14 protein-coding genes are annotated in these 11,891 nt (G+C 43.8%); 5 read left to right on the plus strand and 9 right to left on the minus strand.

Annotated features, from left to right (window positions below):
- Nucleotides 1–175: 175 nt before the first annotated feature.
- The 3 genes from MAMMFC1_RS03015 to MAMMFC1_RS21270 all read right to left on the minus strand — a co-directional run bounded on the left by MAMMFC1_RS03015 (nucleotide 176) and on the right by MAMMFC1_RS21270 (nucleotide 3,790).
- Nucleotides 176–2,899 (minus strand): cation-translocating P-type ATPase, encoded by a 2,724-nt coding sequence (locus MAMMFC1_RS03015; RefSeq protein ID WP_232035632.1) that lies wholly within the window; start codon nucleotides 2,897–2,899, stop codon nucleotides 176–178.
- Between the two features lie 143 nt (nucleotides 2,900–3,042).
- Nucleotides 3,043–3,513, minus strand: coding sequence for a universal stress protein (locus MAMMFC1_RS03020; protein ID WP_126306368.1), 471 nt, complete (start codon nucleotides 3,511–3,513; stop codon nucleotides 3,043–3,045).
- A 121-nt stretch (nucleotides 3,514–3,634) separates the two neighbouring features.
- Nucleotides 3,635–3,790, minus strand: coding sequence for a hypothetical protein (locus MAMMFC1_RS21270; RefSeq protein WP_158618619.1), 156 nt, complete (start codon nucleotides 3,788–3,790; stop codon nucleotides 3,635–3,637).
- Between the two features lie 241 nt (nucleotides 3,791–4,031).
- Between MAMMFC1_RS21270 and MAMMFC1_RS03025 the strand changes: the two genes are divergently transcribed.
- The 3 genes from MAMMFC1_RS03025 (at nucleotide 4,032) to MAMMFC1_RS03035 (ending at nucleotide 5,483) form a co-directional block, all read left to right on the plus strand.
- Nucleotides 4,032–4,292, plus strand: coding sequence for a hypothetical protein (locus tag MAMMFC1_RS03025; RefSeq protein ID WP_145987601.1), 261 nt, complete (start codon nucleotides 4,032–4,034; stop codon nucleotides 4,290–4,292).
- Between the two features lie 129 nt (nucleotides 4,293–4,421).
- Nucleotides 4,422–4,910: a GNAT family N-acetyltransferase gene (locus MAMMFC1_RS03030; RefSeq protein WP_126306372.1), complete on the plus strand. Its 489-nt coding sequence runs from the start codon at nucleotides 4,422–4,424 to the stop codon at nucleotides 4,908–4,910.
- Between the two features lie 174 nt (nucleotides 4,911–5,084).
- The gene (locus MAMMFC1_RS03035) at nucleotides 5,085–5,483 is read left to right on the plus strand and encodes a hypothetical protein (RefSeq protein ID WP_145987602.1); all 399 of its coding nucleotides are present in this window, start codon (nucleotides 5,085–5,087) and stop codon (nucleotides 5,481–5,483) included.
- 46 nt (nucleotides 5,484–5,529) lie between these two features.
- Here MAMMFC1_RS03035 and MAMMFC1_RS03040 read toward each other — a convergent pair whose 3' ends face one another.
- Nucleotides 5,530–6,591, minus strand: a complete 1,062-nt coding sequence (locus tag MAMMFC1_RS03040; RefSeq protein WP_126306376.1) for a GAF domain-containing sensor histidine kinase — start codon at nucleotides 6,589–6,591, stop codon at nucleotides 5,530–5,532.
- Between the two features lie 273 nt (nucleotides 6,592–6,864).
- Here MAMMFC1_RS03040 and MAMMFC1_RS03045 point away from each other — a divergent pair, with 273 nt between their 5' ends.
- The gene (locus MAMMFC1_RS03045; RefSeq protein WP_126306378.1) at nucleotides 6,865–7,065 is read left to right on the plus strand and encodes a hypothetical protein; all 201 of its coding nucleotides are present in this window, start codon (nucleotides 6,865–6,867) and stop codon (nucleotides 7,063–7,065) included.
- 155 nt (nucleotides 7,066–7,220) lie between these two features.
- Here MAMMFC1_RS03045 and MAMMFC1_RS03050 read toward each other — a convergent pair whose 3' ends face one another.
- Both MAMMFC1_RS03050 and MAMMFC1_RS03055 read right to left on the minus strand, forming a co-directional pair.
- Nucleotides 7,221–7,469 carry an AbrB/MazE/SpoVT family DNA-binding domain-containing protein gene (locus tag MAMMFC1_RS03050; protein ID WP_158618620.1) on the minus strand — a complete coding sequence of 83 codons (249 nt, stop codon included), beginning with the start codon at nucleotides 7,467–7,469 and terminating at the stop codon, nucleotides 7,221–7,223.
- 343 nt (nucleotides 7,470–7,812) lie between these two features.
- Nucleotides 7,813–9,114: a uracil-xanthine permease family protein gene (locus tag MAMMFC1_RS03055; RefSeq protein WP_126306380.1), complete on the minus strand. Its 1,302-nt coding sequence runs from the start codon at nucleotides 9,112–9,114 to the stop codon at nucleotides 7,813–7,815.
- A gap of 706 nt (nucleotides 9,115–9,820) precedes the next feature.
- Between MAMMFC1_RS03055 and MAMMFC1_RS03060 the strand changes: the two genes are divergently transcribed.
- A complete protein-coding gene (locus MAMMFC1_RS03060) occupies nucleotides 9,821–10,795 on the plus strand; it encodes a glycosyl hydrolase family 18 protein (protein ID WP_126306382.1) in 975 nt (324 codons plus the stop codon).
- Between the two features lie 88 nt (nucleotides 10,796–10,883).
- Here the strand turns inward: MAMMFC1_RS03060 and MAMMFC1_RS03065 are convergent, their stop codons facing one another.
- The 3 genes from MAMMFC1_RS03065 to MAMMFC1_RS03075 form a co-directional block, all read right to left on the minus strand.
- Nucleotides 10,884–11,255 carry a type II toxin-antitoxin system HicB family antitoxin gene (locus MAMMFC1_RS03065; protein WP_126306384.1) on the minus strand — a complete coding sequence of 124 codons (372 nt, stop codon included), beginning with the start codon at nucleotides 11,253–11,255 and terminating at the stop codon, nucleotides 10,884–10,886.
- Nucleotides 11,245–11,508 carry a toxin HicA gene (locus tag MAMMFC1_RS03070; protein ID WP_126306386.1) on the minus strand — a complete coding sequence of 88 codons (264 nt, stop codon included), beginning with the start codon at nucleotides 11,506–11,508 and terminating at the stop codon, nucleotides 11,245–11,247. The genes MAMMFC1_RS03065 and MAMMFC1_RS03070 overlap by 11 nt, the downstream gene beginning before the upstream one ends.
- Nucleotides 11,509–11,573: 65 nt before the next feature.
- The gene (locus MAMMFC1_RS03075; protein WP_126306388.1) at nucleotides 11,574–11,843 is read right to left on the minus strand and encodes a site-specific integrase; all 270 of its coding nucleotides are present in this window, start codon (nucleotides 11,841–11,843) and stop codon (nucleotides 11,574–11,576) included.
- Between the last annotated feature and the right edge of the window lie 48 nt (nucleotides 11,844–11,891).

Consider the following 11,891-nt stretch of genomic DNA (forward strand, 5'->3'; position numbering starts at 1 on the left):
ATAAAAATATATGTTTCCCCGGATAAAATAATACGCATGTCCGTACTAAACTGGCACTGGGGACAGACCAAACAAATCCTGGCCGCAAAAGTTATAGATCCCCTTTTGCAATTCCTATGATATGACAATTCCATGGATTTGTTTGCGGTCGGATGTCCTGGTTGGTTAGAGGAATTCACTTGGGAGTCTTGAAAAATAATCGGCTGCCAAATTTGGTCAACTCAGCAGCTATAAAGGGTATGGGGGCCAGTGCGCCAAGGATAAGCCAGTCCTTCAGTTCAGGCCGGACTGTTTTAAACACTTCTTGTAACGGGCCGTAAACGGAAAGCAGCATGAGGAGGAATGAAAGCGCGACTCCCATATTCAAGTACCTGTTGCTGAAAACGCCTAATTGAAATACGGAATAACGTTCCGACCTCGCGGCATAGGCGCAAATAATCTGCGTTGCCATCAAGGTGATGAACGCGAAAGTGTGGGCAATCGCCAAATTACCATTGCTGGCCATCAAGCCATATTGAAACGCGAAGAGTACCGTAATGCTCATTACCAGGCTCTGAATGCCGATCAGCAGCCGCATATTTCCGGTCAGCAGGGGTTCGGCCGGGTCACGGGGCTTAAGACGCATGACATTGGGTTCTTTCTTTTCCAGACCGAGGGCAAGGGCCGGAAAACCGTCTGTCACCAGGTTTACCCACAAAAGCTGGGTGGGCAATAATGGGACCGGCCAGCCCAACAACATGGCAAAGAAGATTACTACTACTTCCGCAGTGTTACAGGAGAGCAGGAAATAGACAAATTTACGGATGTTAGCGTAGATTACCCGCCCTTCTTCTACAGCCGACACAATCGTGGCAAAATTGTCATCGGTAATTACCATGTCGGCGGTAGCTTTGGCCACATCCGTGCCGGTTATGCCCATTGCTACGCCAATATCAGCCTTTTTCAGCGCCGGGGCGTCATTGACGCCGTCGCCGGTCATGGCCGTGATGAAACCGCTGGTTTGCAACGCATCTACGATAGCCAGCTTATGTTCCGGAGAAACGCGGGCAAATACACTGGCCCTGCGTACTTGTTGCCGCAATTCTTCCGCCGGCATGGTATCCAGCATGCGTCCGGTAATAACCCCTTGGCCGTCACCGGCAATTCCCAGGTATTTGGCAATGGCAAAAGCTGTTTCCGGATGATCCCCGGTAATCATTGTGGTCCGAATTCCCGCTTGCCGGCAAATCTCCACAGCCAGTTTGGCTTCGCTGCGCGGCGGGTCAATCATACCCACAAGCCCGATCATAATCAAATCCTTCTCAGTTCCGTCGGGATTTGACAGGTCAGGCGCCTGATCAAAGTCCCGGTATGCCACCGCCAGAACCCGTAAAGCTTGTGACGCCATCTCCTGATTAGCTGCCCGAATTGCCTCCTTATCCGAATTTGTCAAAGGACGGATTGTTCCGCTTGCCGCAGTGCGGGTGCAGCGACTTAGCAGGATGTCGGGCGCTCCCTTGGAAAAAGCCAGGATTTTTCCATCTGCCTGGTGGAATGTGGTCATCATCTTGCGCCCGGAATCAAAGGGAAATTCCTGAATCCGGGGATATTGAGCCGACAGGGCATCCTTACGATAGCCCCCTTTTGCCGCTGCAACGAGGAGTGCCCCTTCCGTCGGATCACCGACAACCGACCATGTTTGGTCAGCCGGCGACTGCCTCAACTCAGCGTCGTTGCATAATAGGGAAGCTTGCAAAAGCAGCGCCAGCTCCTCTTCCTCATCTATTCTTACCGGCTTTTCACCGGTCAGAAATTTTCCTTCCGGCTTATATCCGTAGCCGCTGACAGTAAACATGTTGGTGAAAATGAAAATTTGGGCCACCATCATCTGATTTTGGGTCAGGGTTCCGGTTTTATCCGTACAGATGACCGATACACTTCCTAATGTTTCGACTGTGTGCAGCTTTTTCACAATAGCATTTTTCTTGGCCATACGCTGCATGCCAAAAGCTAAGACCATGGCCACAATTGCGGGAAGCCCTTCCGGAATAGCGGCGACTGCCAGACTAATAGAAACCATGAGCATGTCTTGAATTTCCGCCAACGCTAAAATGCCGTCATTGAAGTATCCATGGTAAATTCCTATGCCAAATACAACAGTACAGACACCCAGGCAAAGCATAGCGAGAATTTTACCGAACTCCGCCAGCTTTTTTTGCAGGGGTGTAAGCTCTTGGGCGACAGAGTGAAGCATGCCGGCGATCTTGCCGATTTCGGTTTGCATGGCCGTAGCCACTACAATGCCTCTACCCCTGCCATAGGTGACAATAGTGCCCATGAACGCCATGTTATGCCGCTCGGCCAGGGGTATATCACCGGCAAATTCCCGGGAATCTTTATCCACCGGTACCGATTCCCCGGTTAAAGAGGCTTCCTCTATTTTTAGATTGACTGACTCAAGAATACGCATATCGGCGGGAACATAATCACCGGCGTCCAATAATGCTATATCGCCGGGAACCAACTCTCTTGCGGGAATAACGACAATAGCGCCGTCGCGGATCACTTTGGAAGCAGCAGCATTCATTTTTTTCAAGGCAGCCAATGCTCTTTCCGCCCTGGATTCTTGAAAAACCCCCAGTACGGCATTAAGAATTACGATGGCGATAATAACCAGGGAATCGACTGCTTCTCCGATGAGAACAGAAATTCCACTGGCTGCCACGAGAATCAGTACAAGGACGTTTTTGAACTGGGCCAAAAATTTTTGCCAAAGGCTTTCCTGTTCTTTTTCTGTTAACTCATTGTAGCCATGTTCGGCCAATCGTCCGGCAGCTTCTGCTGAAGATAAGCCTCTTACCGCTTCGGATTCAAGCTGACGAATTGTTTCGTCCGCCATCATTTGGAACCACGGTTTCACAGGTCTGCACCCCCGATAGCCAACTGTATTACTTAGAATTGCTTTTGCTTTTCGGTAATTAGCAAAAAAGCACATCTTTGCCAGCAACAAAGAGATGCTTTTTTACTTTTTATTGGTGCGGCGTTTCCGCCAGATTCTTACGATTATTCAGAACAAGAAAAGGGAACGATGGTGACGGGGCAGGGAGCGCTGTTGACCACGCCGTAACTTACGCTGCCAAGCACTCCGCCGAGTATCGGATTCATTCCCCGTGAGCCCATAATGATCATACGCACACCGGTTGTTGCACATCCAGGTTGGACGGTATTACCCAGCGTTGCCTCCTGGTGAATCTGTTCCTTGGCATCGCCGATTCTCAGTTTTAGTTTATATTCTATCCCGCTACCTTCCAGTATTTCTTTTGCCGGGGCAACTGTCTCGCGAAAAAGTTGTTCCTGGTATTCGTGAATGGTTTGCTCGGAGAAAAACATCTTTGTGTGTACGGTACGAAAGCTCGGCTGAACATTCAATACGATAAGCTTTTCCTGCAGTAGTTTGGCCAGAGTAATAGCCAAATGCAACGCTTCGGTGGCATTTTTCGATCCATCATAGGGAACAAGAATATCTTTTTTCATTATTATCGCCCCTCCGCCTTGTAATTTGTAATTTCTTTACTAAAAAATTAATTCGCCGCCGAGGGCCGATTTCCCTTCATAACCGTAAAACCAAGATATCAAGCAAATATTCACATAAGCGTCAGCGTCCCATAGGTTGACCTCCTTCAACATTTCCATTATTCTTAATTTCCGGCGCCACTTCCTGGGATTCCCCGTTCTCGGCGTGCATTCCCTCATGCATTGAAGCTTGGTCCGCTTTAATTTGCCGCCGTACACATTCATCGCAATATGACATTTCCTTCCTCCTCTCGCATCAAACTAAATGCAGGCATATTACTACATACACTTCAGGCGACTGCCAAACAGCGCCTGCTTTTTGTTTGCTGAACAAGACCGCCAACGCCACTGGCCAATCACCCACCCAACTTAATATTGGCCAATATTTTTATACGGATTCATGTTTTTCAGAGTCTTCGGGCTCTTTTTTATGCTTTAATTGCCTTCAAACGGCGGCAGGGTTGACGTTTTCCAGATTAATGATAAAAAAAGTCACCTACAATGTAGGCGACCTTAATACTTTATCCCTTAATAGCGCGGATGGCATATGCCGGGACGACAATTTGGATAACAAGGTTTTGGAAGGCAAGGTCTGGGACGGCAGGGAGCTACCGGGAAGCAAGCATAAGGATTACAGCCGGTTCTACAGACGGTTCTATAATCCATTTCGTCTTCCCATTCTAACAATTCCGGATATCCCCAATGATTATAATAAGCCATGCCTATTAACCCCCAAATAATATTTTTTGTTAATATAATATGTTAATGTAATTAAATCGGTCCTTGTCGCCTGCAATAATAGTGATCCGTGATATAATGAATTTTAATGCTGATTTTAACACTTGAGATTACGAAATGGAGAATGCAATATGATAAAGGTAACGATCCGAGGAGTTCGATTAGAAGATTTGGACCGCGTAGCTGAAATAGAGGCGGTTTGCTTTCCTGCGGCAGAAGCAGCACCGCGGAAGTCATTCAAAGAAAGGATTACGACTTTCCCTGAATACTTCCTTGTAGCCGAAACAGACGATTTGATTGGTCTTATCAACGGATGTGCCACTAACAGTCCCGTTATTTATGATGAGCTTTTTCATAATACAAGTCTCCATATCCCGGCTGGTGAGAACTTAGCCGTTTTTGGGCTAGATGTTATTCCGGCATATCGTAAACAGGGAATTGCTGCTCAGTTAATGCATCATTTTATTCAAATAGCCAAGAATACCGGTCGAAAAAGAGTCATTCTGACGTGTAAGCATGAGTTAGTTCATTACTATGAGTCATTCGGTTACAGGAATAACGGAATTTCAGGATCAACACACGGTGGATCTCAGTGGTTTGATATGACACTTGTTCTCTGATAGGAGCGCTATTAATTATGCTTCCTTTCAGTTGCTTGCATCTGGTATTGACGAACAAATTCCCGGTCCCGTACCCCATGAATGCACACCTTCTGAGAAAACAGAACATAAAATATAGCAACTATAGAACTATAGAACTATAGCAACATTATAATCAGGAGGAATATGTTTGACATGATTATTTTTGGCAAACAGAATTACTGCGATAATAGACATAAATATCAGTTGACCATACCGTACATAGTTGTGTTAAGCAAGCCGCCACAATTACCGGTAGATATTCGGCTTTTACAGTACGTCCCGGATCGTGTCGGAGTATGCCGCAAAGATGCCCTGGACAGCCAGCCGGTAAAAACGGATAAAGACAATATCCGTGCCAGCCTGACCAACAATGCCGAGCAGTCAATACCGATTATAGAAGCGACGTCATTAACCGAGGAGGCAAATGTCTCGCTATACCATACTTACTCCTATGCGGCCCGAAATAACAGCGCCAATTTTGCCACAGTGGCCTTGCAGCGTTGGCGGTACCGCTTTTCTCTGTGGTATCGTCGTTATCTCGGCTGTCAGTAGCTACAGTCTGGTTCTAATAAGTCAATGGTCAATGCCCATGGCAGCATTAACTTAAGTGCCTCCTAAATTTAATTATAAAAGTAGTTCCGTCTTTTCCGGTCTTAACATCCATTACTGCATTATGCTGGGAAACTATACTGTAACATACAGCCAATCCAAGTCCTGTTCCCGCAGGCTGGGTAGTTAAAAACGGAGTACCAATATTATCCAAAATCTCCGGTGGAATGCCCGCCCCTGTGTCTTTAATAAGAAGAGTGACACCCTCATCAGTTTTATAAGTTCTTACTATAAGTATCCCGCCTTGGGGCATAGCCTCTATTGCATTAGTGGTTAAGTTTAAAATTAACTGGCGGATTTTTGCTTTGTTTAACTCGATATTGGGAGTTGTTCCTAAATCGAAATATAAGCTAACGTTATGTTTAAAAGCTTGTGAATTTATAAAGGATTCTAAACTTCTAATTATCTGATTAATATTTGCCAAAGATAATGTATTATTCTCTTTGGCAAATGATAGGAATTCATTTATAATTAATTTAATTCGTTCCACTTCTGTTATCATCAGTTCAAAATAATCTCTGTATTTATTTTGACTTTTGTTGCTGAGCATTTCCAACGAGCTACGTAAGATCGTTAATGGATTACGAATTTCTTGACTAATGCTCACCGCCATTTGCCCAACGAGTTCCAGCTGTTTTAACCTGGCGATTTCCAATTCCAGTTTAAACATTTGAAAAGTTTCGCCAATTAGCGGCGCTACCATTTCCAAAAAATAAATGGTCTCTGCTGATAATTTTTCTGGCTGATGGTCGGCAAGACATAAAGCACCAAGAACCTTTCCTTGATAAGTAATGGGGATAGCGGCAACCGTCCCATAGCCAAACTCTAAACAACGCTTTGCGAATTTAGGCTTTCCTTCTTCAGTTATTTTGTCTACAACTTTAAATGTGTTAGAACAATAATAAAAGCTATTTTCAGTCGAATATTCTGATTCCTTTTCCCAAAGTTCTTTTGCGAAACCAATTTGCGCTTCATAAGAAATATAACTATCGTCATTAAAAAATCTGGCGCCAACACACTCAACTTTAGTATATCGCTTAATTATTTTCACAACGAGACCTAAGTATTCTTGCTTTGAGGTTTTTCTTCCTAATTGCTTTAAAATACAACATAGAATGTTTTGGTTACTGCGGTCGATAAAAGAAATAATAAAACACCTCTTTTGGCAAATATCTTTTTTAAAAATTTTTTAAGATATTTGACGAATAAATGTGTTTATCCTTCATAAATATTTTTTTCGTAAAATAAAGGATTTTTAAGAAAATTAATGTAATAATTTGTGTATAATTACATAATGAAGAAATGGAGATGTTATTGGCTAATCATGGTTTTTGTAAAAGGTTTGCTTATTGCCGAAGAAAATGAGCTTGTCGAAACTCTCTTAAAAATACTGGAGCAAATAGAATCAGCAAAAATATCAGGAGCAGACACAACTCAATTACACGAGGAGTTATTTAACACCTTAGAACAGATCAGGATTCTTAGAAAAACAATAGGAATGAAAACTGTAGGTAATGTTCAATAAAGTAGTGAGTAAAGGAAAGAGCCAGCATTTGCTTGTAACAATGCTGGCTCTCTTTACATGCTGCCGCTGCAAGGAGAGAAAGAAAAACCGCCCACCCGGAGGTAGACGGCTTGCCCAGCTAGATAGTATTAAAGCATAAAGCAATTGGAGAATTATTAGACTGCTTGCTGACTCATAATCGCAAGACAATCTTTACAAACGTTTTTGCCCTTGAAGTTAATAACTTCATCGGCGTTGCCACAGAATACACAGGCAGGTTCATATTTTCTTAAAATGATACGATCATTATGGACATATATTTCGAGACCATCCTTTTCTTCAATGCCAAAGGTACGGCGCAGTTCGATAGGTATTACTACTCTGCCGAGTTCGTCCATTTTTCTGACAATCCCCGTTGCTTTCATTATCGTGTAACCCCCCTTCATTTTGCAATTTTCGACAAAATATCACATTTAGATATTACCAAATAGTCTAATACCTGTCAATTGATATTTATATTTATATTTTTAGGTAGACCGTGATTCGCCCCTGATATTGCATATTGCATACTGCATAGATGATAAAATAAGACCGGCATAAGTTGATCATAATGCTTTCCGTATTTCCTTAATTTCGTTATCGTATTTAGCGTTACGCTGTAAAAGGAATACAGTTACAAGCAATAATTTTACGAATATTCCAAAGCAAATGATTTAAGGAGGGTCTATAAATAACAGGAGAGGCATTTATCGGCTTGGGGTATGTACTCTAGGCCGCTTTATTTTTTAACGGCCGGTAAACGATATGCTCCATGATGAGTACAGCGATTACTCCGACCACAAAGCCATTACCAAGCACCGGTTTCAGCCAGAGCGGAAATGAAGCCAAGGCGTCCGTCGGCAGAAAAGATATCAACACTCCGAGCATGAGCGGCAAGCCCAGAATCAAGCCGTCTTCCAGCCGAAAATTCTTCATGGAATGAAACGCCAGAAGCAATCCGGCCGCAAGCTGGGAACACATCGTATAAATGAATGTACTGCCGATAACGGCCGAAGGAATGATTCCGATTACATTAATAACAGGAGGCAGGAACGCTGTCAATATCAGTCCGATGCCTGCGGGAAGCAAAGTAAATCTTGACGCTACGCCTGTGGAAGCAATCACACCGGGACTTAAGGAATAATTCACCGGCCCGATGACACCCAAAAAACCGGCGAAAATGTTGAACACTCCGGTCAGGGTGATCCCTTTGGTAATCCTCTTTGGCATATCTCCGGCATATAACATATCACCGATGGATTGGATGGAGCCCAGATCGTTGATGGCAAGAGCCAGAAAACAAATGATAAAAGCGGTGAGCGTTCCGAAGTCCAGCGAGAATGCCGTATTAAAATCCTGAAAAAAACCGGAAAAGATTTTCCCGGTAGAATTCATAACAGGAACAGCCTGCGGAAAGAGGACGACATATACAATGCTTCCGACAACCATTGACCAGGCAATCAGAGTGGACCTCCAAATTCCTTTTAAACTTTTATTGGCCAGAAACAATAGCAGGAGAAAAACCAGCGCAAAAAGAAGATTGGCCAGGGGGCTGATTTGAGCGGCGGCAAAAATAAGCTGGAGTATCATCGGAATCAGGGTAAAACTGATCAAGATCAGGATGGTAGCTACCACTCGGGGGGTAAAAAGCTTTTGAACATACTTAAGCAAACCGCTGCTGCTTAATATAGCCAGAAGCAGGCCGCCAACCAGAATCGAGGTATAGACAGAGCTGATGGACGAACCCTGGCTGGCCGTGATACCGACCAGGAGCACGGCGGCCGGGCCAATCACCAGCGGCAGTTTATGCCCGCAGAGTACCTGAATCAAAATGGAAATACCTATGATGAAAAAAATTTTTTGGATATACACAATTTGCTGGGCAGGATCGGAAAACTGCATTCCAGCCACAGCCTTGCCGGAAAAAATAACCATAGGCATGATAATCGCCATCCACTGCAAGCCGAAAAGCAGGCTGCGCCCCAAAGGAGGCTTGTCTTCCACATTGTATTTTAAATGGAGTTGATTCATAGCACCTTTCCACCTCACCTGACTATTTTAGATTTTTTACCTTTTATCCGGGAAAGGGTTATTTCTACTGACGTAAACAAGGGTTAAGGAGGGACACATTAACAAGCATTAATAATCATCAATCATCATTGCCAGCCTGTCCCCTACAGTGGTAGAATATAATCCCAACAGATTGCCCCATAAAGCAAGAGCCTCGCAGTTAATTCCGCGAGGCCTTGATTTCACTGGCGCGCCTGGCACGACTCGAACGTGCGACCAACCGCTTAGAAGGCGTAAAAAAGGATTTTGTTTACGTTTTATTATGTTTAAAACCTATTTTATTGGGTTGTTCAGTCATTCCTCTTGAGAACATTTGTTCTTTTTAGTGGTGTTTATAGAAAATAAACACTACGATAAATACCTTGCTTAAACGTGCATTCCGTTCCCGGAATGCTCTGTGATATAATAAAAAACCACCTCACGAAAGGAAGTAATTTCATTATAACGTAAATATTGAAACATCACAACATCCCCGGCAAATAGCCGGGGAATTATTTTTTGTCGAAAAAAGGAATGCAGAAATCCGCGAAAAGGAGCCGGAAGTATACAGGGTTATAGAAAAATATTCACTCAAATGTTCTGACGGCACCAGTTCTTGAATAGCACTATTATTAAGGCTTCTGAATATTGCTATATAAAGGAGCACTCAGCACTCTAGGAGGCTATTATGACAACATTCTGCATACAAACTCCTGAGGTATTGGCTTACTATCTCGGGAATGAAAGATCGGGGCTTCGTTATCAATATTTACAGCAGTTTTCCCCCTGGATAACGTATTTAGCCATTGTCAATTATACCGTCAACGAAACCGGAAATTTACAAGGCTCCACCGACCCGGAATTTCTTGCGGAAGTGCTGAACTTGGGAATCAGCCCGTTGGTAGTACCACAAAACTTCACCGGAACAACTTTTAGCTCCGCAGTAATTCATCGGATTTTAACCAACCCGCAGGCCCAACAAAACTTTATCGACAACTTGTTAAGTATCCTACATCGCTATCCCTATCATGGCTGGAATCTAGATATTGAGGCGGTATCCCCGCAAGACCGGGATCGTTTTAGCCAGTTCTCCAGGCGGCTTCTGGCATGGGCCAGAACTGAGCCTTACCTGGCGTCTACGGCGATAGAGGCTCAGACGCCAGGTCAACATTCAGGGCACGATTACCGGGCCCTGGCTAAAGCCAACGATTTTTTAATGATAATGGCCTATGATGAACACTGGGCGGGAGGCGAACCCGGCCCCATCGCTTCAATCCCCTGGATAAAAAGCGTAATCCAAAATGCCTTGTCACAAGTTCCGGCGAGCCAAATTATTTTAGGAATTCCCCTTTATGGTTTGGACTGGCAGGTTCCCATACAAAGAGGCAAGCTGGCAACACCGATTTCATTCCGCGAAGCAATGGCACTGGCCGAAAAATATGACAGCGATATTAACTGGAGTTCGGAAGCCAAAGAACCATATTTCAGTTACAAGAAAAGTGGCCGACAGCACATAGTTTGGTTTCAAAACCCCAGGAGTTGGGCCGCTAAGCTTAACCTGGTCTTTAAATACAACCTGCGGGGGATAGGATTGTGGGAAATGGAGAATGCAGACCCGGAATTTTGGAACACACTTAAGAAAATAAAAGTGCATTCCAATTAAATTTCCGCCTTTAAGGTTTTATAGCGTATTGCCCCATAAAAAAGGAGGAAAGGCCGCTATGTCGCTGCCTTAGCATTATCCCAGCCTTCTACTTAAGTGACGCCAACCCTTTGCTAATCGCATATGTTGTCATCGAATTAAGGCTAACTTTTTCTTGTTTTGCTCTTATAGCCAATTCTTTGTGTAACGACTTAGGAATTCTAAGTCTATAGCTTCCGCTATATTCATCATGTGCTTCCGAGGTTGGTTCCGGAATTTCAGTTCCATAATCCAACGCACTCTCTAACCAGCACATTTTCGCGTCTTTAATCATATCCACTAACTCCGTAAGTGTTTCTGCCTGTGTTATGCACCCCTTGAGGTCAGGGATTGTCGCAACATAACCGCCTTCCGGTGAAGACTCTATGACTTCACGATACGGCAATGACATATAGTAATCAAGATTTTTCTCATTCGGCATCTTCATCCATCTCCTTGCTAAAATAGTCTCCTATCGCCTCAATTGCACATTTTACATAGATTTCTTTGATATAAGGCGTTTTTCGAGGTATGGTCATATGGTAATCATCTTTTCGATAAGTATAATGACTTGACCCTCCCTTTGGCTGGAAACGCTCGAACTCCGCTCTTTGCAGCAGTTTATCCAATTCTTCAAATCGAACGGTCTTGGGGTTATTGATGATACGCAATAGTAATTTTTCCAATTGACTCATGATATAACCGCCTTATTTTTTAGCATATTTATGATACCACATATGGAACCATCATGCAAGAAAATCTATAGGCGTTGTGTGGCTTCTTCCGTTTCGCTGTTGTGCTTGCCCATATCCATTTTATCAAGAGCAGCAATAGCCGTCTGCTGCATATCGGGCATTAAGTGGCTATAGGTGTTCAATGTCATATTTACAGTGCTGTGACCTAGCCGCTCAGATATGACCTTGATATTTACCCCTTGCTTTAAAAGTAGTGTGGGGTGAATATGGCCGCTATCTACCGCATTAAAAGCGGCGTAGACGTTAGAAGAACTATAAGCGGTAAACTTGGACATCCTAAAATATCTACAACTACAGATATTTTAGCTCATGTGATTAAATCA

This window comes from Methylomusa anaerophila, from assembly GCF_003966895.1.
In the GTDB taxonomy this organism is placed as follows: domain Bacteria; phylum Bacillota; class Negativicutes; order Sporomusales; family Sporomusaceae; genus Methylomusa; species Methylomusa anaerophila.